Here is a 23915-nt window from a genome sequence, read left to right as displayed (position 1 = left end):
AATAGAGATAATTAGCTAGTGATTAAATTTTAATTCCTTTTATTAACTTTATGAGCAAAATAGATTATGCCTACATTTGTGATGCTTTTTTTGGTTAACTTTAAAAAAGGCAAGGTTGTATAGCACCACAAAGTTACTTAGGGGATAATCAAAACTCATCACTCCTTTTGTATTGCGATCGCTCTTGGGGTATTGTTAACAGTCGCCAGTTGTACTGTAAATGTGGAACCTTCATATAATTTACTTTTCACAGAAATAGATCCGCCACAGCGCAGCAGCAATTGCTGTACTATTGTTAACCCCAAACCAGCGCCACCATAATCTTCAGTTGCTGCTGCACGCACCCGATAAAATCGGTCAAAGATTTTAGGAATCTCACTTTCGGCAATACCGGTACCCGTATCGCGGAATTCTAATTGGACATAATCGCCTTGAAGACGGGCACGCACCCATACTTCACCGCCATTAGGAGTAAACTTAATGCTGTTGTGCAGCAGATTAATTACAATCTGCCTCAGCCCACCACTCACACACCAAATAGATGGGAGTTCAGTGGGTACGGTGTAGGCTAGCATAATCCCTTTTTCTTGGGCTAGAGGTTGGTAGGTACTGACTACTCCCGGTACAATATCTGAGAGTCGCACTGACTCTAAAGCCATCCCCTCTAAATTACGTTCTAGTTGCAACAGTTCCAATAAACCAGTAATTAGGGAATTTTGCTGATCGCACTGGGTATTTAACATCTGTAAATAACGTTGTCGCTGCGGGGGCTTGAGATTAGGAGAATTCAATAACGAAAGTGCTGTCTTCATGTGCGTCAGAGGTGTACGCAGTTCTTGACATAGATTCTTCAGATATTCATCTTGGAGTTGCTCCTTATCGTGCAGTTCTTGATTTAGCTGCTGCAACTTGGTAGTGCGGGCTGTGATGATTTGACGATTAATTTCATCCTGTCTTAGGAGTTGTTTGGCAAATAGTTGAGTCATTAGTGCGGCTTGGGGCACAGTTGGACAAATAAAATCAGCAGGTACAATTGGGGATGATTCTGGTGCAATTGCTTTTTGGATACCATCTAATACTTGCTGAATTACTCTCCCCTCAACAGTTGTGATAATCAGTAATGGCTGATTTTTATTAGTATTTACCTTTGTCGATATCTGATTTTTGCGTTTTTTAAGTGGTCGATGAGCCAAAATTAAACTGCAAAACTGGGGCGATAAAACCATAAGAAAGTTTTCCCGTCGCAGTTGGCTATCTGGTGGCAGGTGAACGGTGACATGATGAGGAGATGAAGAAGACGAGGGAGATGAGGGAGTATTTTCTTCCCCTCCTCCCTCATCTTCCCCTACTCTCCCTTTTCCGCTCTCCTCAATCTGGCAAGTATAGATGAGACTAGACGCACCCACTGAGGATTGATAACGTGCTAATTCTGATTGCCAAATTTTTTCTGGTGGTAGCTTCACCCATAAAGTGGCTGCAATTTGCTGCTCAATTAGTAAGTCAATTTGCGCTCTCACCAGTGATAGCAGAGTAGCAGGACTGAGGGACAATGGTTTTGGAGGCACTTGCACTCCCATAACCAGTTGATAAACAGACAGATCCTTAGCCAAAGAAACATTCATGAGTCAAGCATAAAAAGGATGAAGCAATAAATAATTCTGTCTTCGATTTTCACCTTTATGTGTGCATTTTTTCCAAAATCCCCACGGAAAGAAACATTAACTATGAAAAATGGGAATGGGGAGGATGAGGGAGACAAGGGAGACAAGGGAGACAAGGAGGAATTCTTTAACAAGTTTCTTCCCCAATGCCCAATGCCCAATGCCCAATGCCCAATGCCCAATGCCCAATTCCCAATGCCCAATTCCCAATTCCCAAATTAACTTTGGATGTTAAGTCTTTGGTGTAAAGCCTCGCGTGCGTGTTCTCGGTCATCAAAATGGATTTTTTCAGTACCAAGAATTTGGTAGTCTTCGTGACCCTTGCCAGCAAGCAAGACTCCATCACCTGGTTGTGCTTGTAAAATAGCAGTACGAATTGCAGTAGCCCGATCGCAAATTACCATTGGTTTTATTGTGGGGGGAATTCCTGCCAAAACGTCTTCTAAAATTCGTTCTGGATCTTCAGTCCGGGGATTATCTGATGTCACTACTGCCACATCAGCTAACTCAGCAGCAATTTTACCCATTTTTGGGCGCTTAGTGCGATCGCGATCGCCTCCGCAACCAAATACGCAAATCACCTTCCCTGGTATAAATGGACGTGCAGCTTTCAACAGATTTTCCAAGCTATCGGGTGTGTGGGCATAATCTACAATCACGCTAATATCCTGCTCAGGTTTAATCTGTACCCGTTCCATCCGTCCTGGAACTCCAGGAAAATCAGGGATCGCAGATGCCACTAACTGCAAATCTAGCCCTAAGTGTAAAACTGCTCCTACGGCTGCTAAAAGATTTTCTAAATTATATTGTCCGACTAGAGGCGATCGAAAAGCTACGTCACCTTTTGGTGTATGTAATGTACCACTGACACCATTCGGCTCATAACTTAAATCGCTCATCCATAAATCAGCGCTGTTGTCGTTGACACTGTAGCTCCAAACCTGTGAGGAATCTAACGAGGCAATTAACCGTTTGCCATAAGAATCATCAGCATTAATTATTGCTCGTCCCTTGAGATAATCAGGGCTAAACAATAACGCTTTGGCGGCAAAGTAATCTTCCATGTCGCTGTGATAGTCGAGATGGTCTTGAGTCAGATTGCTAAATACTGCCACCTCAAATTCACAACCCAACACTCTCCCTTGGGCCAAAGCGTGGGAACTTACTTCCATCACCCCGAACTCACTACCAGCATTTACAGCCTCTGCTAGCTGCTGTTGCAGTTCCACGGCGAAGGGCGTAGTGTGGGCAGCAGTTTGCTCAAAACCTGCCCAACGGGTGTAGAGAGTTCCCATCAAAGCTGTAGCTAGATTAGCTTCGATCAGCAAAAATTCAATTAGATGGGTAGTTGTAGTTTTGCCATTTGTACCAGTCACGCCTACCAGCTTGAGTTTTCGCCCCGGATAACCGTAAAAAGCACTAGCTATCTGGGCACAAGCTTGAGTGATGTTACTTGCACTGATGACTACAGCCTGATTTGTGGGAGGATTTTTTTGTGCAGCTTCAGGAGAGACGATCGCAGCTACAGCCCCCAATGCGATCGCACTTTGCCAAAATTCCCCACCATCAACTCGCGTTCCTGGCATCCCAATAAACAAATCTCCCACACCACAAGCATGAGAATTCGTCTTCAAACCCCTAACTTCCACATCCTCTAAAGTCGGATGGCTAGGCAATTGCTCAACACTGTCTACCGCCGTTAGTAATTCCCGCAATTTCATGTTGTGAACCTCGTCACATTCTTGATCTTGCGCTTATTCTGCATTATTTTTTTCTAATTGGCTAAATACTTACGCAACATTTGCTCCAACTGCTGCACGCTAGCACGAGGAGAAGGACGCGGCAATGGTGCTTCTATAATTTCTTTCTCTGCGCCACGGACACTTTGCTCAACGGGGGGGAACCCCCGCACGCAAGTGTCCTCCTCTGCGTCTCTGTGGTTCGATAAATAAAGTACCGGCACCTCATACTCATAGGCAGCAAACCAATCTTCACGAGTCGTAATATCCCTAATTTCCAACTCGAAACTAAGATTTTGGATTTTTTCTAGCTTTTCTTGCAAGCCTTCGCATAAATGACAGCCTGGTTTACTGTATAAAATTAATCGCATTGTTTATTTAAGGTGTGGCAAGAGGTTATAAGTTTAGAATAACTAACGAACCGCAGAGGAGGAGAGATGAGAAAAGGGTTTGATGTGGGTGAGTATGTTGAGCAAATGGCATTTTTGTTGGATTTGCAGCTAAGAGATGAGTATCGTGATGGGGTGGTGGCAAATTTTGAGAGAATTATGGCGATCGCTAATCTTGTTAATGAGTTTCCTCTAACAGAAGAAATCGAAGCTGCACCTATATTTGAACCATAATAGCTATAGGAATCAGCTTTGATTTTTGCAAATATACTGAGACTAAAAAGCTTCTTTTTTCATGGTTTTCTCGAAAATACTGAAGATACCTTTTTCTGGGAGTCATGCTTGTTTTCAGCAAATCTTTACCTCCATCTATATATTTAGATACATTTTCAAGTTTATTTATAATTAATTAACAAGTTTTTTGACTAATTAAAGCAGTTTTACTCATAAATGAAAAATTACCTTAATTCTCCAAATTACATATACCAAAATATAGATTCGCTCCCTAGTATCTAGCCTCTACAGTAAACAGTATGAGGACATTTATGAGATTAGTAATTCATGCCTGATGAGCATCGTTTAGAAGAAGAATTTATATCCCAAGAAGCTGAAAGGAGAATATCCGAAAAGCTAGATGGAGCAGAAAAAATAGAAATAGATGTACAAACCGATCTGTTGAAAATAGTTCAGGGACAGGCAGATGGGGTTTCGGTTGTAGGTAAAGGATTAGCGATCAAAGAAGACATTCGCGTACAGGAAATAAAACTGCAAACAGATAGTATTAATATTAATCCCTTAAGCGCTCTTTTTGGTCAAATAGAACTCAATGAGCCAGTAAATGCTACAGCCCGCATTATACTTACAGAAGTAGATATTAATCGCGCCTTGGCATCAGACTTGATTCGCACCCAGATGCAAAACTTGGAGTTGGATGTAGATGGTGAAATTGTGAGTTTTGAACCACAAGAAATTAAAGTATTTTTACCTAGTGACGGTAAAATAGAATGTAGGGGAAGAGTGTTGTTAAAGGAAAAGGGAAATACTCGCCCTTTAGCTTACACTGCGGTGCTTCGTCCACGCACTCATGCAAAACCCGCGATGCTGGAAAGTTTTAACTGCACTGAGGGAGAGGGTGTTTCAATAGAATTAGTTACAGCATTAATGCAGAAAGTAAAAGAATTGATGAATCTGCCATACTTAAAATGGGAAGAAATGGCGTTCAGTATTAAAGATATAAAATTAGAAAAGGGTAGTTTAATACTTCTGGTAGAAACTCAAGTGAAGCAAATACCATCATCAATAACTGAACTATCTCTTTAGTAATATTGACACTCGTTAAGAATAATTTTTGTAACTAGGGAATGATGTAAATTTATTAAAAGTTTTATAAGCTTTTAAAAACTACTTAATTTCAAAATGACAACTATGCAAGAGTATGATGTTGTGCTGATCGGTGCTGGGCACAATGGGCTAGTTTGTGCAGCTTATTTGCTGAAAGCTGGTTATAGCGTCCTGTTACTAGAAAAGCGTTCTGTTATCGGTGGTGCAGCAACAACTGAAGAATGTTTACCCCAAGAAGCTCCGGGGTTTAAATTTAACTTATGTGCTATTGACCATGAATTTATTCACTTGGGGCCAGTTGTTGAAGAATTAGAACTAGAAAAATACGGCTTGCATTATTTGGAGTGCGACCCGGTTGTTTTCTGTCCTCATCCTGATGGTAAGTATTTCTTAGGACATAAGTCCGTGGAAAAGACTTGTGCAGAAATTGCCCGTTACAGCGAACGTGATGCCAAAAAATACGCTGAATTTGTAGACTTTTGGCAGCGATCGCTAGGTGCAATGATTCCCATGTTTAATGCACCACCAAAGTCAATTATAGATATTGTTGGTAACTACGACATCACCAAACTGAAAGATTTATTTTCGGTTATTGGTTCTCCCAATAAAACGCTGGACTTTATTCGCACCATGTTAACCAGCGCTGAAGATTTACTTAATGAGTGGTTTGATGAGGAATTTCTGAAAGCGCCACTAGCCAGATTAGCATCAGAACTTGGTGCGCCACCATCGCAAAAAACCCTTGCCATTGGTGCAATTATGATGGCAATGCGTCATAATCCTGGAATGGCTAGACCTCGCGGCGGTACTGGCGCACTTGTCCAAGCTTTGGTGAATTTAGTCACAAGTAAAGGTGGCGTTATTCTCACAGATCAGCATGTTGAAAAAGTTTTAATTGATGATGGAAAAGCTGTCGGTGTGCGGGTTGCTGGTGGTACAGAATATCGCGCCAAATACGGGGTTATTTCTAATATTGATGCCAAGCGGTTGTTCTTACAAATGACTGATAAAAGCGATGTTGATGGAGCCGATCCAGATTTATGGGAAAGGTTAGAACGCCGCATTGTTAACAATAACGAAACCATCCTCAAGATAGACTTAGCTTTAGACGAACCACTGCACTTTCCACACCACGCCCACAAAGACGAATATCTCGTTGGTTCTATCTTAATTGCTGATTCTGTGGCTCATGTAGAACAGGCTCATAGTAAATGCACCTTGGGAGAAATTCCTGATGCTGACCCATCAATGTATGTGGTGATGCCTAGTTATTTAGATCCCACTTTAGCACCAGCAGGTAAGCACACCCTATGGATTGAATTTTTTGCCCCTTATCAAATTGCTGGTGCAGAAGGCACTGGTTTAAAAGGTACTGGCTGGACAGATGAATTGAAAAACAAAGTTGCAGATAGGGTGATTGATAAGTTGGCAGACTATGCACCGAATGTCAAGAATGCAACTATCGCCCGTCGTGTAGAAAGCCCAGCAGAACTAGGAGAAAGATTAGGTGCGTACAAAGGAAATTATTATCATATTGATATGACTTTAGATCAGATGATATTTTTCCGTCCCTTACCAGAAATAGCGAACTACAAAACGCCTATTGAGAATCTATTCTTGACTGGTGCAGGGACTCATCCAGGTGGTTCGATTTCGGGAATGCCGGGACGCAATTGTGCGCGTGTATTTTTGCAAGCAAAGCATCCCATTAGCCAAACTTTAAAGGATGCAAGAGATTCGATTAAGTCAACTGTCGAGTCAGTGTTTGGCATTAGTTAGGTGTTACAAAGCTAGAGCATATTGTTATCTATTTTTTGCCTTCATGTCTTTTAAATGAAAACATAATTTTGGATGAAAAAGACATGGAGGCATTATCTAAAATGTCCTCTTTATAGATATTAAATTGCTTTATTTCATCTGCTATTATCAATGATTAAATAAATATACAAATCACCATCGCCACAAAACAAGACATTGTTAGAAGCGGGAGATTTAACCCCCCAGAATTTGTTAGTATAATGCGTGATGCATTCTTAAGTTGCATAGTTAAAATTGCTAGAAAGATGCAAAGACGTAATTTGAATGATGATTAACTTAGATAGTTGCTTGATAAAATAAAGCAAATAACATCATTGTTTGGTGAAAAACTAGTGCGATCGCAACTTTGTTAACTAAAATAAATATTCCAAAATGCTTGCGATTGCAACATATACAGCAACAAAAATAATGTTTTTTTAGTGAAATAAGTTCTAAGTAATTGCTTTATGTATATTTAATATGATAATGTATTATCCGCTTGATTTAAATAAGCATATATGCATTATCAACCAAGCTCCTTCTGAAAATATAAGTGAATTAATGGGTATAAACTAGTGTATTTTGATAATACTCAAAAAACGAACGAATTTTAACATCGTCTCATAAGTTTTGTAGGTACAGCATGGTTTTTCAGCGCTGCTTAGTTGCATCTGGCTTGATAGCTTTCTTCGCTTTTGGTTGTAGTGGTGGGGCAAACTCATCAATAGAAAAGACTACACAAGTTGTCCAAGAAAGTAATGTAACCCAGCTTTTCATAGAAGCGAAGACTACCCAAAAAGCAGAAGATTTTTTTCATCAAGGTAATAATTTATTAGATGGACAACGTTATGAAGATGCAATAAAAGCTTACGATAAAGCGATCGCCATCAAAACTGAGAGTCCTGAAGCTTGGATTAACCGTGGCATAGGCTTGACATCGTTGCAACGTTACAAAGACGCTCTCGTATCTTACGACAAAGCGATCGCTATCAAACCAGACAAATATGAAGCTTGGTATAATCGTGGTATAGTTTTGACATCTTTGCAACGCTACAAAGATGCTGTTGCATCTTATGACAAAGCGATCGCTATCAAACCCGACAAATATGAAGCTTTAATTAACCGAGGCATTGCTCTGACAAAGCTGCACCGCTACCAAGACGCTATTGCATCTTATAATAGAGCGATCGCCATCAAGCCAGATTTACACCAAGCATATTACAACAAAGCTTGCTCTTATGCTTTACAAAGCAATCTGGAATTAGCAATTGAGAATCTAGACAAAGCCATCAAGCTGGTTCCTGATAAATACAAGAAATTAGCCAAAACCGATCCAGACTTTAGCAAAGTGCGTAGTGAAAAGCAGTTTCAGGAATTACTGCAATAGTATTTTGTCACCACCACTCAGTGTAAAATATGAGCTTACTGTAGCAAGGATTTTTTCTTGAGCGGTTTACGATTAGACATGAAAAAATTGTTAATCACCGGAGCCAGTGGTTTTTTAGGATGGCATCTTTGCCAACTTGCAAAACAAGAATGGGAGATTTATGGCACTTATTTATCCCATCCTTTAGAGATTCCTGATATCAAAATGCTAAAAGTGAACTTAACAGATTTTCGGGAATTGCAGCGCATATTTAGTGATGTCAAGCCAACAGCAGTGATTCATACAGCCGCACATTCGCAACCAAATTTTTGTCAAACCCACCCTGAAGAATCTCACACAATTAACGTCACAGCATCCTGCAATATTGCCGGACTTTGCGCGGATAACTCTATTCCTTGTGCTTTTACCTCAACCGACTTGGTTTTTGATGGCTTAAATGCTCCCTATCGAGAAACAGATTCTGTGAGTCCTGTCAACCTTTACGGCGAGCAAAAAGCGATCGCAGAAGCAGGTATGCTAGAAAGATATCCCATGACAGCAGTCTGTCGAATGCCCTTGATGTTTGGTGCAGCCACACCTACAGCCAAAAGCTTTATTCAGCCATTCATTCAAACTTTACAAGCAGAAAAAGAACTCAATTTATTTGTAGATGAATTTCGTACCCCAGTAAGTGGAAAAACTGCCGCTAAAGGACTTCTATTAGCATTAGAAAAAGTTAACGGCATCATTCACTTAGGTGGCAAAGAGCGGATTTCGCGTTATGATTTTGGAAAGATATTAGTTGAAGTATTTCAACTCCCTGCTACCAAACTCAAATCCTGCCGACAACAAGATGTAAAAATGGCAGCAGCTAGACCAGCAGATGTTTCTTTAGATAGTTCTAAAGCTTTTGCATTGGGTTATGAGCCTTTGTCTTTACGAAAAGAATTGCAGGAATTAATCATCGAATGAGCTTTTTTTAATTGCAGCGTTCGCGCAGCGTCTCGTAGAGAAGCGACTTGACCTAAATGCTCTATTTTACAAGCATGACAGCTTTACTACTAATAAATATTAGGGTACTTTTACCAGATATAGCCTTCCGATTTGATTTCTGAAAATATCCGTAGGATGTGTTAGCACGGAGAGTACGGCATCAAACCCTTGATAATAGTGCGTTACGAACTCCGTTCTAGCACACTCTACAATACTTAATTTCGTTCAAAAATCAAATAGTAATCCTATATTAGGGAAAAGAATAAAGGGTAAATTCTATCCCTTTGCCTTTTAAACTTTTCCCCACTTCTGCAAGAAGTCTAATGTTCTTGTCCAGTTGGCCGGATGAGGATTTCGTTGACATTAACGCGCGATGGCTGCGTGACGGCATAAACGATCGCAGCAGCAATGTCTTCGCTATGCAGAGGTGTAATTGCCTTGCGCCGTTCTTCAATGCGTTGTTTGGCAATGGGATCGGTAATTTGGTTGTCAATTTCCGTATCCACCAAACCTGGTTCGATAATGGTGACGCGTATATTATCTTTGTGAACTTCTTGGCGCAATGCTTCGGAGAGGGCATTGACACCCCATTTGGTAGCATTATAAACACCAACCCCCGCCCGCGCTGTCCGGCCAGCCACCGAGGAAATATTGACTATATGCCCCGATTTTTGCGCCTTCAACAAAGGCAAAACAGCATGAGTAGCATATAACAGTCCTAGTACATTGAGGTCAAACGATCGCCGCCAGTCTGAGCTATTTCCAGCTTCAATGGTTCCAAGTAAGGCAATCCCTGCATTATTCACAAGGATATCAACCCTTCCCAATTCTGCATTTGCTTTGGCCACCAAGTTATTTACCTGGTTTTCATCAGTCACATCGGTGACAATGGGCAACGCCTTGCCACCACTAGCTTCAATGCGTTCTGTCAAAGCCTGGAGGCGATCGCCACGCCTAGCAGCCAATACTACTGTTGCTCCAACTGAAGCCAAAGCGATCGCAGTTGCTTCTCCAATTCCCGATGATGCCCCAGTGATAATTACTACTTTTCCTGCTAATTTCTCTGTCATTTATTTAACTCCTTAATAATTGTTAATTGGTAATTGGGCATTGGGAATTGAGTATAGTTATTCTCCTTGTCCCCTTGTCCACTTGTACCCCTGCTCCCTGCCTCCTGCCCCCTTCCTCCCACCGATCCTCAAAACGGATGCAACTGCTGCCCCACAGAGGATTAGGGCTGCGAAACGAAAAGTTCCCTGGAACCCTGCAACGATCGCATCAGGAGGGGCAACAGAGACATCTGCACCCGCAGACATGCTAGCGATTAATGCTCCAAATACTGCCCCGATTAAAGAAACTCCTACTGTGTTCCCTGATGTCCGTGACAAAGACAGTAGTCCAGAAGCAATCCCTAGCCGCTCCCTTGGTACTGCTCCCATGACAGTGCTGTTGTTGGGCGATTGGAATAAACCTAGTCCAATGCCATAAATAAAATAGCGCGACACATAGCCAAGCTCAGTAATTTGAGCATCAAAGGTGCTAATCCCTATACAGCCACCTATCATTAACCCCAGCCCAATTGGGCTGATTAGTCGAGCGCCAAAGCGGTCTGAAAGTGTTCCAGCTAGTGGGGCAATTAACCCGCTAAGTACAGGTGACACAGCTAGTAGCAGCCCCACTTTTACCGTCGGATAATGCTTAACGCCCTCTAGAAAGAATCCCCAGAGAGTTAGACTAGGCAATTAGAAATCGCGGGTATAAAATTGATTCGTCTTCTATGGTACAGCCAGGATGTCATCTTTAACCCTTCAACAAATCTTCGGCGATAACGCCGTACAGGATGCTGATAGCATCACCATTGCAAAAAGCGATCTTGCTCAAAACACTGGATTCAGCGCCGCCGACGAAAACGACGGCGAATCTGTACTTACCGCCGTAGTTCTTCAAGCCCAAGCACTAGGACTTGACACGGATCATAGAGACGGTAACGAAGATTACGATCCAAACATTAGTCAGCAAGTAGCTGTATCTAGTTCATCGCCGAACTTGATTACCCGTCCTGACGTTGATGGAAACATCTTATATTTCAAGCGCGATTCCTACACAATCGACCTTGATTTACCCCTCCCCACAACCGTCAACCCCGGCGATTACTAAATAAACCAAAAACTCATAAATTCACTTAAAAAAAGCGAATGCTAATAGGTAGTAGCATTCGCTTTTTGTTATGGAACTTGAAGATAAGTTTTAAGCGCTCTGCTGCGATTTAACCACCCAGTAAGAAATACTGATTGACTGCCCACTCCCCAGCGTCGATAATCAGCCTCTCTAATTCCAAAATAATTGTGAAGGATCACGGTTTCATTTTTTGGTTTTGAAAGCCAGGAATTGAGTTCATTGTAGGTTTGGTGTCCGGGAATGCCATCAACATCAACCCCTAAAACTTGTTGGAGTGTAGAGAACCCACGGTTACTATTCACCTGCCAGTCAAAGCAGCTGATTGCAATTCGCCGGGGTGTGACTCCACAACCTGAATTAGTCCAATAAATGTGTTTATAAATGTCTCGTGCTTCCAACAAAGAAATTTCTCTAACTGAACGAGATGGTAATCCGTGACTTGCGCGATATTGGGCATATTCGCTGTGAGTAATTCCCAGATTTGTCAGCCCACCACTATCGGCTGCATCATCAGACACCCCGCCTTCGGAAGCTAAAACAAATTTCAATCCTTCCTTGAAGTTTTGTTCTTGGGATAACTCTTTATTCAAATCCTGGTAATTCTTTTTCAACTTATTAATCTCAGTAGACATATCTTTCATCTGCTGAGATTCGACTTCAACCGCCTGTTGAATACTTTTCATCAACTTGGAATCAGGTGAAGCGCAGTTAAAAGCCAGAAAGCACAATGCAGATATAATATCTGGAATCAATATACAGGTCATCAATGTTAAGAATAATCTCCGCCTTTTAGTATTAAGGCGTGGGAAATAAATTTTCATATTTTTCATATTTAAAATTCTTGAGTTTATCCGCCAAGTAATGCTCTAATTGCGTTTACTATAGTTATCAAGTTGGCAACTTGTTCAGCGATTGTCGCCACATTATTAACTATAGTTGCCACCTCAGACACCACGGTTGCAAGTTCACCTGTAGATGATTGGCTGTCGGTTCCGGTATACTCCCAAACGCTTAAAAACACACTAGGGAAGTAAGCAGGGAAGCTAAATTGTAAATTGTAAGTAGACAAGGATTGGGGAAAGATTAAAACATTCTTCCCTAGCAAGATTCTCTCAGAATTAATATTCCAAGAGTTAGAACTATCTATCAATCCAGTCGGAATCAATTGGTTTACCCATGCACCAGTAAACCAAGTGGGCTTAGGATTGGGTGTGAGAATATAAACAGCCACAATATTACTGCTTAAGGATGTCGGCATTGTAAAAAGCCGTAGTCCCGAAGTCAGGGTCTGTTCATAAACCAAACTCCAGTTAGATGCATTCGATAAATCCATCTTTTTGATTGATTTAAGTTTAATAAAAATAGCGTTTTTAGCTTTGTAAAAACGCTATTTGTAACGCCTTGATTTTTATCGACGGCTAACTACACGAAGCGGGTTCATTACGGTAAAGACCCTAGCACCAGCGCCTTTACCAACTGGCCAAACATCGTCAACAATTAGAGTATCAAAATCAGCTTGCTGGTCAACACCAACAAGTAGTGTTTTTCGATATTTCTTCCCAGCTTCATCCTTGAGAGTAATTACTTCTCTGCCAAGAACACCTTGTCTAAGCAATGCTTTTACCGGGACAATGACCTGATCCGAAAAATCGGTATCTGCATCTTCAGCCGTTACACCTGTAGCAGTTGCGATTGTCCCGGCGTACACTCCATAAGTACTAAGAAAGTAATAATTTTCCTCTGGAGATGCTGGGGTATCTCCAGTAGCTGCCACAGCTCCGACAGTGACTTTGCATCTAGCTAAAATTTGAGTCATGTTAGTTTTAATTAGTAATTGAAATTATTGAAATCGTCCGATTAATGAGCGTTTTTGCTGTTTAACCGAGAGTCACGCGCTCACTGAAGTAAGCGGTTTTAATTGTCAGTCCAGTTTGGTATTCCAGAGTTTCTAACGCCCCAACCTTGGGACAGTTAGCCGCAGTCATATAAACAGTACGGATTTTTCCATTCGCTAACTTGACGGTGGCGCGGCGAATTGTTCCATTGGAAACCAAGGAGCGAATTGATGCAGTTTCAGCGCCTTCTGGGGGTGCATCAGTAAGTTTCGAGATCCCACAAATATCTCCGATATTGTCATATATATCTTCAAGGCGGACTATCTTATTAGTGCCTACCAAATGAGGAACTCTTGGGATTTGTGTTGCCATTTAGGTATTGTTTTTCGTGAAATTGATGTTTCAAAGCTAGCTTCAGGAATCGCTCAAGCGCAATACTAGCAATCGTTTTTGTATGTTGCGCCTTAAGGGGTAATTGAGTCTATGTTGACGGGAGTTTATTATGCTTTTTCAAAGTAGTTGGGATGATATACCACCGTTTACCAACTTTAAAGCCTTGAATATAGCCCTTTTTTATCTGCCTAATTAGCGCATTTCTAGAATAGAAATAAGTCTGACAAGCTTCTTTTAACGAGATTGCATTGGTTAAATTAGTAGGGATTTGCCAGTATTTTTGAGGGATTAAGAAATTACCATTTGACAATCCAATCCGGTAACTCATTCTTTGCACCAGTTGAGAAATATTTAGCCATGCGATTTTTGACGTTTATTTGAGCAATTTCATTGTCAGTTACTACCAGACTTGACTTACTCAAATATGAACCAACCAAATAATCTGGATCTATTCGCAATTTAATTGCGTTTAACATTGTTGTCCCGTTCGCCTCATTACGGGAATGAATCGTAACTCTGGAATTATCTTTTAATACAAAAATTGTTTCCCAGTTACCTCGCTGATAGTTAGGTAATGGTGTCGTTGGTTTATCTGCAATGTGGTGCGGGACTGTGATTTTGTACATTGGAGCGCCAACAATATTGCCACTCTGGTCAATTTTGGCGAATTGATAAATTACTTGAGAGCGGTGATATTCAGGACGAATTAGCCACCCATCAGGAATTGCAGCAACATCAACTTTGCATACTGCTGCTCCTTGAATTTGTGCTAAGTCTTGAAACTTTAAAAACTCGCTTGTTTCTGTACCTTGAATTACCCTAACCTCGCGCGTTCCTATTACTGGATTCCCAGAGGTATTACAGGTTCCGAGAAAAATAGGAGCGGCAATATTTACAAAGTTCACGTCTTCTCCTGTTGGTAATTGGCAGGTTTGGCCATCTGGACAGCTTGATGCTTTTGGACATGGGCCGCATGGAGGGCAAATTCCCACAGAGTCGGGACAGTCTGGACAATCTGGACAGGCTGGGCAGTCTGGACAGGCTGGGCAGGTTGGGCAAGGAAGATTATTTGGGTCAAAACAAGTTTGTCCAGCCGGACAAGTTGCACCACCACAAACTGCATTACAAGCAGCAAGAGTTGAATAAATTCCTGGAGTAGCATGAGTACTACTTAAAATACAAGCTCCATTCAAGCAATCGTATGTTGGCGCTATACAAGAATTTGTCGAATGAAGAATTGTAATTGTTGCACAAGTCGATACAGCATAAAAAGAGATTTCACCTTGATCGCCGGGACAACGCAGTTCGTAACCTGGATTTTCTGGGCAAGCACCAAGAGTTAAATCTGGTCTGGGCAGAATATACGGAGCAACGTAACTCCCATCTGGTACGTCAAAACCTAAAGTAACAAGTGGTACTGCATCGTTTGTTCTGTGGAAATCAATAGTCAGCGTACAAGACATTAATTTCTGAATTCTTTGTCAATTATTTCTTAATTAAATTAAAATCAATTAAATAGATAGTGTAAAGTTCCGGTTCTTTGTAAAACAGGAAGTTCACGGAAGTCATACAACCCTTGCTATCACTACAATTAGTAAAGCTTTAACTAATAGCTCAAAATAAAATATTCCGCTTTTACCTATTGAAATGGTTAAACCGGAATAGCGAAAGTCAGAAAATAGTTGAAATGAAAAATAATCGAAATGGTCAGGCTGCTACTCTCACTAATGAGGATTACTCGAAAATCCGCAAGCAGATTCGCAGCCGCAAATATAAATTACTTTTAGATATTGCTTGGCACACTGGTGAGCGCTGGGGGGCAATTGTACAGCTACGTATTGAAGATGTGTACTACAGCGATGGTACACCACGGAAATATATTACTTTTCGCGCGAGAACCCGCAAGGCTAGCCCTAACGGTCAGCGAAAAACCCGCCAAGTGCCGGTTCATCCAGTTTTATATGAGTCGTTGAAATCTTATAGCCCAGAATCGGACTCTGATTGGTTGTTCCCGTGCCGAGAAGAAGATGTACCCATTGGTCTGAGGTGGGCGGACATGATTTTACGTGCTGCCGTGGAAAAAGCTGGACTTGATGCCAAGGGAATATCAACTCACAGCACCCGCCGTACCTTCATCACTAGTTTGTCAAAGAAAGGTATTGGTCTTGCGACCATCAAAAAAATTACCGGGCATACCGATTTAAAGGTGCTTGGAGCTTACATCGAAGTCTCGGATGAAGACGTTATAAACGCGATCGCTACTTTATGATCAGCAAACCCCTGCCACAGAAAGTTAAAACTCAGTTGGCCCAGCTAGCTGTATTTCCAGACCAACTCTCAAAGGCTCAGTTAGCTTGCGAACTCAGATGTCTTGCGAGTGAGATTGAGTTTGATTCCCCTGTCCCTCAATCCAAGTTATTCAGCAAAATTCAGAAATTTTATGCAGACTTTTATGAAGGGAAATTTGACAGCGCCTTTGCCACCGCCGCAGCCCTGGAGGAAATAGCTAGTAGTGCATGGAAGGAATTTGATGAAAGTTACCAATCAGCGATCAAAATTCCGTGACGAAATATATTGAGTGCGTATAAAGTAAAACTTGTAGATTTACGAGCGATGGCTTAAAAGCAATCGCTTTTTCATCAGAAACTTATGGAAATCGCAATCGAGCAGACGACAATTCAGGAATTGATTCAAGAGTTATATGGTTTTCTGAATGATGTACCGATTTCGATTAGAGATGCCGACGGGCAGGTATTTTCAATTGCTGGCTTTGAAGCTGGCTCTGATGGTGTGGTTATCGTCGTTAACCATCATGTTTGACCCAGAAGCTTGATTATTGGGTATTGGGCATTGGGCATTGGGTATTGGGCATTGGGCATTGGGCATTAGGGATTGGGGAGTTAGGAGTTAGGAGTTAGGAGTTAGGAGTACGAGTCATGGATTAACTTTTGAATCTCCATCGGTGAGTACCCATCTGCGATCCAAACTTCTACATCTGCCTTTTTTTGCAAGGCCTTCCTAGAATGCACCGAGCCAAGATAACAACGGTAAATCTTGCGGCCATTCATCCAGCAATAACGGTAGTACCAATACTTGTTACCAGACCGCTCGACCCAATAGCGCTCTACCCAGTGGGTATCGTGTTGGGGGGCAGTTTTTTGGGTATCAGTTGCAACTTGCTCCCCAACAAGTGATTCTGCTGTGTCTCCGAAAGTAGCCTTTGAAACTTGCCCCCCAACACGTAGTTCCCACTGTCCCCAGGCTTGCTGGTATTCATCCAAGTTTTTATAGTCGTCTGGGTCTGGCGGCTCTGGCGAATCGTAGAAAATTGTCAGCTGACCGTCTGAGTCTACTTGATGCGCTACTTCCCCAAAGTGGGCAGGATTCCACCTAGCACTCTCTAGTTGTTGGGGGGCAACTTCTAATTCATCCCAGTAAGGATCGTGGATCGCAATTTTCGCTTCACTCGGTGCGATCGCAAACAGTGCTAATTGCCCAGGCACATCAGAATTATGTTTCATAATGTTTTTGAAAGTAAGAATATGACGGCCGTTAAGCGCGGCCTTTTTTTATGCAAATGAATCAACCAGAGGGGAATAATTCATCCCATTCTGTAGAGTTCCCAAACATTTGAAGTAAAAGATTGTAATTACGCGGAAACTCCCACCATCTGCGTCTTAAGCACTGACGAATAAAACCTTCTGGGTTGTATGATTTTTCAAAACTACCACGGAGGTTAAACATTAAAATTGCCAACTTAATCTCATTAGTTGGTCGTTCAAGCACTTCTTTTTCGTCAGAGTCAAAATGTATACCGTTGTCGGCGAGAAGCTCTAAGTTGATATCAGAATTAGAATGCTGCTGCTGTATATCACCCGTCACGGCAGATATATCATTTGAGGGGTCAGAATCGTAACTTAAATTATGGTTTTGTAAGTTTTTTTCTCGCTTCTTTCTCGGTGGCTTCAACCATTCCACAGGTCTTACAAGTAACTTAAATATCTTCCAACTGTACTGTTTAATGACGTTGATAACTCTGCATTCTACTAGCTGATTAAAAATCTGTTTGAGATAATTATGCGAGTATCCGCTACCTCTTGCTTTTGCGACTGTGGCATTAAATTCTGATAAGTCTGGCTCTACTTCTTCACCGATGTAGCCTTGCATCATTAGCCACTGCCAGAGTGATTTTGCCGCAGGGCTGATATGATGTTTGTAACAGAATGCTGTATGTTCTTCAGTCCAAGGAAGTGATTTTTTTGGTGCGTTTTGTGTCATAATTACTATTAGTTTGATTTTCCGAAAGCCACCTTGATCGCTAAATCTATAGGTGGCTTTTTGGTTTTTTTAGGTCATCTGCGATCGCGGTTTCGTTTGGTCGATGGAGACATACATAACACCTTCACCGTCGCAATCGCTACACTCTTCTGTGTAAGGAATTCCGTCTGCGTCCTCGTCGTTGATTTCGCCGCTACCGTCACAGAGAGGACATTCGATTTCTTCAAAGGTCAGCCCGATTTCGTGGGTTTCTATTTGTCCTGCTTTGAACACCTGGGTCTTTTTCTTGGGAAAGTCATTCATATAGATAAGTTTTTGGTAGTTACCGCGATCGCAATTTATTACCCAGCGCTGTTGGCCCCCCAACCCCTGCGATCGCAAAATCAAAACCGCCCAACCTTTGCAGGCAGGACGGTTTTATTCGGGTTCTTCTGGTATGTCTTTTAAGGTTTCAGCTAACAGTTTCTGTAAATCATATATCTCTGTTGTTAGTTCCTTGCTGTTCTGTAGGCTGGTTTCAAGTTGCTTTTGCTGAGATTCAATCAGACTTAAGCAAGCTTGGTGTAATTCTTTCAGCCTACGATGGATTCCCCCAATAGTTGCTTGTCCTCCAGGAGCAACCCGTGGTCTAGCTTGATTTCTCCCCTCGCTATCTGGGTAAAAAACTGTGTTCGAGTCATTCCTAATTGGGCTGCTTTGTCCTTCAGCGCTTCCCAGTCTTGAGATGACATCCTTAGAGTCGCGTTGACTGTCTTTTTGTCTGCCGTGGCTTCTTCTGTCATTTGTTATAGGCATAGTAACCCCTAAATTATTGCACGTGCTAAATAGATGCTTCTGCACGTGCTTTGTAAAAAATATTCTTGACTTATATTATTGCACGTGCAATAACTATTTAAGGATACTATCACGTGCAAATGATTTTGCAACATAAATTGCTCCCCCACGCCTAACCCTTTGCGTGTTCACCGGAGCAAGCACCCGCGCCACCTTGCGCGGAAACACCCTGCCAATCACCAAGAACTGAGCGCTGTAACGAGTTTGCAGCGCGGTGATTTCTTCTGTCCTATATCTGCACACTTATAAACGCAATTACCGAAATGACTGTCAAAGAACTAATCAAACAGCTGCAAGCGTTCCCCCAGGAGGCTGAAATAGCTGTAGACGAGGAAATGGACTCTAGATCGACTATCAAATCTGTGCGCTTCACGGGCAAGTTCGTGATCATCGAGGTGGAGGGAGCCAGCTTTATCTAATGGCAAAACCCATCGGTCACTTTACCAGTTGCACCATTAACGATGGTTCCCTCTTAGATTCCCTCCAACAGGAATACGGTAGTGGATTTGAACTGATGACTCGCCGCGAGAAGCTGTATTTAATTCAGGCGATCGCCATTCAACTTTGCGATCAGTCCCCTGGACAATGCCGCGAAGAAATCTATGTAGTTGGTCATCAAATCAACAGTTCGCTACCCCTACATGACAGGGAAGGTTTACTGGAAGCCCTGATTAATCAAATTCGGTGGAGTAATTCACCGAGCGCATAATCATTAAAATCCAAAAAAATCCCAAAAAAATCGGGAGGGACTGATTTTTGGGTATCCCAACTGATCAGCCCTGGTTCCCCGTTTTACCTATTCAGAATTGCGATTAGGAGATATTTTTGATGAATTCTTACCAGGATAATATACGTCCGTGGGCTGTTTTTCAGCGCCTACCAAGTGGTTCCAATGATTGCGTTGCCCGTTTCAGAAAGCGCTCTGATGCAGATGCTTATAAGAGCCTTCTTTGTCGGACGGATGGAATATTTGAAGTGGCTTTTGATCGGGAAAGCACGGCATCGACAACAGGTAAGCAAGGTGACGCAATTCAAGCAAGAAATTGAGCAATTGCGTGAAATTCAACAAGGAATTGTATCCGCTCTTTCATCAGATACAAGCATGGATCTGGAGCAAAAGGCTAAGGTATTTGCTTGCTCTTATGTCGCTGTGAAAACACTAAAAAAAATACTTGAGGATTTAGATAAACGAAATGGAAGTTAAAATCATCACTTGCAGGCGCATCTTTAATCTAGGAAATTATGAATCCAGGCATTTAGAGATAACAGCCAACATTAATGTACTTGACAATCCAGAGCAAAAAGCAACGGAGTTAATCGAACTTGTTGAGAGAAAAGTCAGTGAGCGAGTAGACCTAGAAATTGAAGCCGACGATCTAAAAGACCGGATTATACAGCTCAGAGATGAACTGAAACAGATCGAAAAACAAAAGGCTGCTTTAACTGCGGTAGAACCAGACCCAGGCGATGTGCCTTTTGAGTCTGGGGATGCAACCAACAGTAGTGGCATCCCCGATGGTTTTTAGATAATTAATAGCTTTCGCACTCTCGGTCGGAAGAGTGCGATCGCTTCTTGAATTGGGCTTACCCCATCCACAAATCATGCACATTATATCAGTTCCCACTGTGTTTACTTGTAAGTTGCCCACTGCTGGGTGGATAAATTTAGCCCAAATTCGTCAGCTTCAGTTTGAAAAATCACCCAGTCCAATCGCTGTTGTAACTTGGCACAACGGCGACAAACAGGAATTTTTCGGTGATAATGCCACAACAATTATGGAGAGTTGGCTGGAAGCTTCTAGTAGCAATTACCGCTCAAAAAATCGGAGAAATATTTTATGAATAATCAAAAGGACTGCGATTTTGAACTTAATGGATCACCAGATCCAACGTGGGATTATTACTTGATTTGGCATCAGCTTCAATATTGCAAATCCCGGATTGACAAGGCTTTGCAAACCATTAGCAAAAATGAATATTCGAGTATTGGAACGGATAGAGAGATGAGAAAATTACTGATCGATCCGTGCCAAGAACTAAACAACATCGTAGACGCATTTCCTTGTTGTGAGGAGGAAATCGCCTGATGATGGCTACTTGACCCAGTAGCCGAAACTAGGGCAATGCCCTAGTCGCGGGTTGGGTCGCGCAACTCACTCGCCTCTAGTGCAAGCTAGAGGGAAATAACAGCAGCAGTACGGATTTTTAGACAGAAATGACCTAATTAAGTTTCTCCCTTTCACGAATCCACTGCTGTTAATTATTTCCGCCCGTGTTGGGTTTAAAAGTGAATTGTTAATCTAATTTGGGAGATTCGTGACCCATTTTAGCACGGTTTTTGCTGCAAATAAAACTCCCATTACTGAACCTTGAAAAATGAAAATTGTTGGATTAGATGTTTGCAAAAACAGCGTTGTTGCTTGGGTTTTAGAGAGTATTCCCAAGAACTTTAGGACTCACTTTCGAGAAAATAAACGCTCTAAAGACGACGACTCCCTAACATTTACAGCTAACGCTGAGGGAGTGAAAGCACTTCTTGAACTTGCACCAGACGCTGTGATCATGGAACCTACCGGAGTTCATTACTCCTGGATTTGGGCCCACATCTGTGCTTGTGAAGGGATAAAGGTATTGTGGGTTGGACACCAGGAAGCTGTACATTATCGCAAACAAAATAAATTGCCTGATAAAAATGACCAAGCTGATGCCTTAGCTTTAGCTGCCTATGCCATTGCCCACTGGGGAGATGATGAATTTTTTCTTCAGTTTGAGCCTGGGGTGATTGCCCAAATGCGTCAATCTTGGCTGCAATTGCAGTCGGTCAACCGCATTAAGTCCCCAATTATCAACCGGGCACGGCAACAGTTAGCCAGAGAATTCCCAGAAGCTGCGCTATCAAAGTCAGACCCTAGCAAGAGCGATGGGATGCTACCAATGTGGGCATGGTTAGCTGGAAGAGAGCGCAATTTAACCAGAAACACCAATTACTATGAGCGACTTTACAACCGCTCAATTGCTAAAACCTACGGGGTTGAAATTTCTGCTTTTACCCGTCGCTTGTCTAACCTATTGTGTGATTTGCAAGACTGGGAGAATGAAATTAACACTGAAATTCTCTCTTGTTTGGAGCAACCCCAGTTTGCAGCGTACACCCAAGTTTTTCAAGAATTTGGTATTGGTGCGCGTCCCCAAGCATTGCTCATTAGCCAAATTTACCCCATTACCAAGTTTGAATCTCTCGGTCGATTTAAGCGGCGGCTGGGAATGGCGAAAGAGGAGTTCAGTTCCGGGGACAAGGAAACCATGAACACCGGAGCCGGTTCTAAGTTGTGTAGAACACAATTATATCTGTGGGTTCTAGACATGATTGCCCCAGCCCATGCCCGACCCAAAAATGAAATTGGCGAGAAATTGGGTAACTTTTATGATGGTAGAAAAGCCCAATTCCAGGACAATCCAGAACTTTGGAAAAAGAAAGCAGTCGCTCGACTTCAGCAAAAAGCACTTCAAGAATTTCAGCGATCGCTAATCCAAAATCTGATTCCAATGGTGTCAAAGGATCTACAGCCCCAACTGGAAGCAACCCTTAACCTCACATTGCAGACAATGCAGTTGAGTTTAGCGTCCTCGATGGCCCCCAAGGATATCGCCCCTGGGGTGAAACAAAACCAAGTTAAGAAGGGATTTGGTAATTTGGTTATCTCCCAAACAGCCGCCTACGGTTGTAGATTGCTGTTCAAAGAACTGAAGCGCTCGTGTAACACCTAATTCCTCATTCCTAACCATTGCTAGCTATTTGACATCACTTAGCTAGCTAAAGTGAAAGGGACGATGAGTAGCGAACCGCCAATAACAATGAATGCTAGCCAGCCACTTAGCAAACCCATACTCAACTGAAGATTACGAAACAGGTGTAGCTCTAGTAGCGGCTGTTCTACGATCGCTTCAACTACCAAAAAAATTGTGAAACTTACGGCAGCGATCGCTAATAATATCAGTGCATTAGTACTGCCAAAGCCCTGGCTTTGCCCTAATGTCATACCCAGACCAAAACTACCCAGAGTCAATAAAGCTAATATGGCTCCAAAAAAGTCAAATTTTTGTTTACCCTCAATCCGTGCAGAAGGTGGCACTACCCTAACTACCAAAAAACTAGCTACGATCCCTAACGGTACATTGATCGAGAATATACTACGCCAGCCTGACCAGCTTAAGAGTAGTCCGCCTGCCGAAGGGCCAAAAGCAATTCCCAGTGACACAACACTACCGATAATGCCAACAGCCCGACCGCGTTCGGAAGATGGAAAAACTTCTGTGATAATTGCCAAACCAAGCCCAGAAATGAACACCGCCCCCAGTCCTTGAAGGGCGCGAAAGGCAATCAACCACTCAATACTAGGTGCAAAAGCACACAACAGCGAACTTAAGGTAAACAGAACAAGTCCCCCCTGATATAAGGACTTTTTGCCCCACATATCTCCCAAGCGCGTTGCCCCCAAAACTAAACCAGAACTGACCAACTGGTAACTCAATACCGCCCATTGGGTTGTAGGAAAACTGGTATCAAAGGCTTGTACCAATGTGGGTAAAGCAACATTGATGATGCCCACATCGAGGGTAGACATGAACACCCCAAGTCCAACACCGAGTAAAACCCAATTTTTTTGAGAGTCTGACAAAACCAGAGGTTGTGCTTGCAATTGTCCCAATGTTTAGCCTCCGCCTTTGACAGTACGATTATGAATAGTTTGTATACGTATATTAATTGTAGGATGCTATCCTGACTACCAAGTTCAGGAAACGAAATTAGTCGCTTCCATCCCAGACTATGTATTTCATCCCTACCATTGATGATTTTGTTCAGAGCGATCGCAGCAGGCGCTTCGTTGAAAAATTCAGGTATATGTCAGGCATCGACTTCTCAATCAACAAGAATGGCTTTTCTACTTGTTATATATTTGGTAGATTATCTCAGCGATCTTAACTCCAAACTCCTTCGGCTATTTGATAGCATTGTAAAATACGGTAAATCGATAGAGTCATTGTACTTATGCTATTTAGCAAAATATCATAGACAACTCTAAGAAGCAAGCTTCAGAAGTTCCAGTATA

29 protein-coding genes are annotated in these 23915 nt (G+C 42.2%); 14 read left to right on the top strand and 15 right to left on the bottom strand.

What is annotated here, in order from left to right:
- Nucleotides 1-158: 158 nt before the first annotated feature.
- The 3 genes from CDG79_RS11555 to CDG79_RS11545 all read right to left on the bottom strand — a co-directional run bounded on the left by CDG79_RS11555 (nucleotide 159) and on the right by CDG79_RS11545 (nucleotide 3771).
- On the bottom strand, nucleotides 159-1622 hold the full coding sequence (locus CDG79_RS11555; protein ID WP_094342264.1) for a DICT sensory domain-containing protein: 1464 nt from the start codon (nucleotides 1620-1622) through the stop codon (nucleotides 159-161).
- Between the two features lie 257 nt (nucleotides 1623-1879).
- Complete coding sequence (locus CDG79_RS11550) at nucleotides 1880-3382, bottom strand: UDP-N-acetylmuramoyl-L-alanyl-D-glutamate--2,6-diaminopimelate ligase (protein ID WP_094342263.1); 1503 nt, start codon at nucleotides 3380-3382, stop codon at nucleotides 1880-1882.
- A 53-nt stretch (nucleotides 3383-3435) separates the two neighbouring features.
- A complete protein-coding gene (locus tag CDG79_RS11545) occupies nucleotides 3436-3771 on the bottom strand; it encodes a glutaredoxin family protein (protein ID WP_094342262.1) in 336 nt (111 codons plus the stop codon).
- Between the two features lie 66 nt (nucleotides 3772-3837).
- Between CDG79_RS11545 and CDG79_RS11540 the strand changes: the two genes are divergently transcribed.
- From CDG79_RS11540 to CDG79_RS11520, 5 genes are all read left to right on the top strand, one after another.
- A complete protein-coding gene (locus CDG79_RS11540; RefSeq protein WP_094342261.1) occupies nucleotides 3838-4023 on the top strand; it encodes a DUF4089 domain-containing protein in 186 nt (61 codons plus the stop codon).
- A 327-nt stretch (nucleotides 4024-4350) separates the two neighbouring features.
- Nucleotides 4351-5109, top strand: a complete 759-nt coding sequence (locus CDG79_RS11535) for an LmeA family phospholipid-binding protein (RefSeq protein WP_094342260.1) — start codon at nucleotides 4351-4353, stop codon at nucleotides 5107-5109.
- Between the two features lie 105 nt (nucleotides 5110-5214).
- On the top strand, nucleotides 5215-6909 hold the full coding sequence (gene crtO / locus CDG79_RS11530; protein ID WP_094342259.1) for a beta-carotene ketolase CrtO: 1695 nt from the start codon (nucleotides 5215-5217) through the stop codon (nucleotides 6907-6909).
- 661 nt (nucleotides 6910-7570) lie between these two features.
- Entirely contained in the window at nucleotides 7571-8314 is a 744-nt protein-coding gene (locus tag CDG79_RS11525) for a tetratricopeptide repeat protein (protein ID WP_094342258.1), read from the top strand.
- A gap of 78 nt (nucleotides 8315-8392) precedes the next feature.
- On the top strand, nucleotides 8393-9265 hold the full coding sequence (locus CDG79_RS11520) for an SDR family oxidoreductase (RefSeq protein ID WP_094342257.1): 873 nt from the start codon (nucleotides 8393-8395) through the stop codon (nucleotides 9263-9265).
- 341 nt (nucleotides 9266-9606) lie between these two features.
- Here the strand turns inward: CDG79_RS11520 and CDG79_RS11515 are convergent, their stop codons facing one another.
- Entirely contained in the window at nucleotides 9607-10356 is a 750-nt protein-coding gene (locus CDG79_RS11515; protein ID WP_094342256.1) for an SDR family NAD(P)-dependent oxidoreductase, read from the bottom strand.
- Between the two features lie 57 nt (nucleotides 10357-10413).
- Nucleotides 10414-11028: an MFS transporter gene (locus CDG79_RS11510; protein WP_223278103.1), complete on the bottom strand. Its 615-nt coding sequence runs from the start codon at nucleotides 11026-11028 to the stop codon at nucleotides 10414-10416.
- 49 nt (nucleotides 11029-11077) lie between these two features.
- Between CDG79_RS11510 and CDG79_RS11505 the strand changes: the two genes are divergently transcribed.
- Complete coding sequence (locus CDG79_RS11505; protein WP_094342255.1) at nucleotides 11078-11443, top strand: hypothetical protein; 366 nt, start codon at nucleotides 11078-11080, stop codon at nucleotides 11441-11443.
- A 68-nt stretch (nucleotides 11444-11511) separates the two neighbouring features.
- Here the strand turns inward: CDG79_RS11505 and CDG79_RS11500 are convergent, their stop codons facing one another.
- The 5 genes from CDG79_RS11500 to CDG79_RS11480 all read right to left on the bottom strand — a co-directional run bounded on the left by CDG79_RS11500 (nucleotide 11512) and on the right by CDG79_RS11480 (nucleotide 15155).
- Nucleotides 11512-12228, bottom strand: a complete 717-nt coding sequence (locus CDG79_RS11500; protein ID WP_189524964.1) for a glycoside hydrolase family 108 protein — start codon at nucleotides 12226-12228, stop codon at nucleotides 11512-11514.
- 83 nt (nucleotides 12229-12311) lie between these two features.
- Nucleotides 12312-12797: a hypothetical protein gene (locus CDG79_RS11495; RefSeq protein ID WP_094342253.1), complete on the bottom strand. Its 486-nt coding sequence runs from the start codon at nucleotides 12795-12797 to the stop codon at nucleotides 12312-12314.
- 75 nt (nucleotides 12798-12872) lie between these two features.
- On the bottom strand, nucleotides 12873-13280 hold the full coding sequence (locus tag CDG79_RS11490; RefSeq protein WP_094342252.1) for a hypothetical protein: 408 nt from the start codon (nucleotides 13278-13280) through the stop codon (nucleotides 12873-12875).
- A gap of 61 nt (nucleotides 13281-13341) precedes the next feature.
- Complete coding sequence (locus CDG79_RS11485; protein WP_094342251.1) at nucleotides 13342-13671, bottom strand: hypothetical protein; 330 nt, start codon at nucleotides 13669-13671, stop codon at nucleotides 13342-13344.
- A 317-nt stretch (nucleotides 13672-13988) separates the two neighbouring features.
- On the bottom strand, nucleotides 13989-15155 hold the full coding sequence (locus CDG79_RS11480) for a hypothetical protein (protein ID WP_094342250.1): 1167 nt from the start codon (nucleotides 15153-15155) through the stop codon (nucleotides 13989-13991).
- Nucleotides 15156-15379: 224 nt separating this feature from the next.
- Between CDG79_RS11480 and CDG79_RS11475 the strand changes: the two genes are divergently transcribed.
- The 3 genes from CDG79_RS11475 (at nucleotide 15380) to CDG79_RS42270 (ending at nucleotide 16512) form a co-directional block, all read left to right on the top strand.
- Nucleotides 15380-15961, top strand: a complete 582-nt coding sequence (locus CDG79_RS11475) for a tyrosine-type recombinase/integrase (RefSeq protein WP_094342249.1) — start codon at nucleotides 15380-15382, stop codon at nucleotides 15959-15961.
- Nucleotides 15958-16257 (top strand): hypothetical protein, encoded by a 300-nt coding sequence (locus CDG79_RS11470; protein ID WP_094342248.1) that lies wholly within the window; start codon nucleotides 15958-15960, stop codon nucleotides 16255-16257. The genes CDG79_RS11475 and CDG79_RS11470 overlap by 4 nt, the downstream gene beginning before the upstream one ends.
- An 84-nt stretch (nucleotides 16258-16341) precedes the next feature.
- Nucleotides 16342-16512, top strand: coding sequence for a hypothetical protein (locus CDG79_RS42270; protein ID WP_189524963.1), 171 nt, complete (start codon nucleotides 16342-16344; stop codon nucleotides 16510-16512).
- Nucleotides 16513-16613: 101 nt separating this feature from the next.
- On the opposite strand, the gene CDG79_RS42265 is transcribed toward CDG79_RS42270, so the two are convergent.
- The 4 genes from CDG79_RS42265 to CDG79_RS11445 form a co-directional block, all read right to left on the bottom strand.
- Nucleotides 16614-17213, bottom strand: a complete 600-nt coding sequence (locus tag CDG79_RS42265) for a DUF4102 domain-containing protein (RefSeq protein WP_189524962.1) — start codon at nucleotides 17211-17213, stop codon at nucleotides 16614-16616.
- Between the two features lie 61 nt (nucleotides 17214-17274).
- Nucleotides 17275-17970 (bottom strand): hypothetical protein, encoded by a 696-nt coding sequence (locus tag CDG79_RS11455; RefSeq protein WP_094342247.1) that lies wholly within the window; start codon nucleotides 17968-17970, stop codon nucleotides 17275-17277.
- A 69-nt stretch (nucleotides 17971-18039) separates the two neighbouring features.
- A complete protein-coding gene (locus tag CDG79_RS11450; protein WP_143855462.1) occupies nucleotides 18040-18351 on the bottom strand; it encodes a hypothetical protein in 312 nt (103 codons plus the stop codon).
- 36 nt (nucleotides 18352-18387) lie between these two features.
- The gene (locus CDG79_RS11445) at nucleotides 18388-18765 is read right to left on the bottom strand and encodes a hypothetical protein (protein ID WP_094342245.1); all 378 of its coding nucleotides are present in this window, start codon (nucleotides 18763-18765) and stop codon (nucleotides 18388-18390) included.
- A gap of 457 nt (nucleotides 18766-19222) precedes the next feature.
- On the opposite strand from CDG79_RS11445, the gene CDG79_RS11440 reads away from it, so the two are divergent.
- The 5 genes from CDG79_RS11440 to CDG79_RS11415 all read left to right on the top strand — a co-directional run bounded on the left by CDG79_RS11440 (nucleotide 19223) and on the right by CDG79_RS11415 (nucleotide 22572).
- Nucleotides 19223-19513, top strand: coding sequence for a hypothetical protein (locus CDG79_RS11440; protein ID WP_094342244.1), 291 nt, complete (start codon nucleotides 19223-19225; stop codon nucleotides 19511-19513).
- A 183-nt stretch (nucleotides 19514-19696) separates the two neighbouring features.
- Nucleotides 19697-20008 (top strand): hypothetical protein, encoded by a 312-nt coding sequence (locus CDG79_RS42260; RefSeq protein ID WP_094342243.1) that lies wholly within the window; start codon nucleotides 19697-19699, stop codon nucleotides 20006-20008.
- Nucleotides 19998-20330 carry a hypothetical protein gene (locus tag CDG79_RS11430; protein ID WP_094342242.1) on the top strand — a complete coding sequence of 111 codons (333 nt, stop codon included), beginning with the start codon at nucleotides 19998-20000 and terminating at the stop codon, nucleotides 20328-20330. Before CDG79_RS42260 ends, CDG79_RS11430 begins: the two co-directional genes overlap by 11 nt.
- 34 nt (nucleotides 20331-20364) lie before the next feature.
- A complete protein-coding gene (locus CDG79_RS11425; RefSeq protein WP_223278102.1) occupies nucleotides 20365-20646 on the top strand; it encodes a hypothetical protein in 282 nt (93 codons plus the stop codon).
- Nucleotides 20647-21180: 534 nt separating this feature from the next.
- Nucleotides 21181-22572 carry an IS110 family transposase gene (locus tag CDG79_RS11415; RefSeq protein ID WP_094342240.1) on the top strand — a complete coding sequence of 464 codons (1392 nt, stop codon included), beginning with the start codon at nucleotides 21181-21183 and terminating at the stop codon, nucleotides 22570-22572.
- 38 nt (nucleotides 22573-22610) lie between these two features.
- Here CDG79_RS11415 and CDG79_RS11410 read toward each other — a convergent pair whose 3' ends face one another.
- A complete protein-coding gene (locus CDG79_RS11410; RefSeq protein ID WP_223278101.1) occupies nucleotides 22611-23513 on the bottom strand; it encodes an MFS transporter in 903 nt (300 codons plus the stop codon).
- Between the last annotated feature and the right edge of the window lie 402 nt (nucleotides 23514-23915).

Source organism: Nostoc sp. 'Peltigera membranacea cyanobiont' 232 (genome assembly GCF_002245985.1).
Taxonomy (GTDB): domain Bacteria; phylum Cyanobacteriota; class Cyanobacteriia; order Cyanobacteriales; family Nostocaceae; genus Nostoc.
This window is presented reverse-complemented; position numbering and strand designations above follow the sequence as displayed.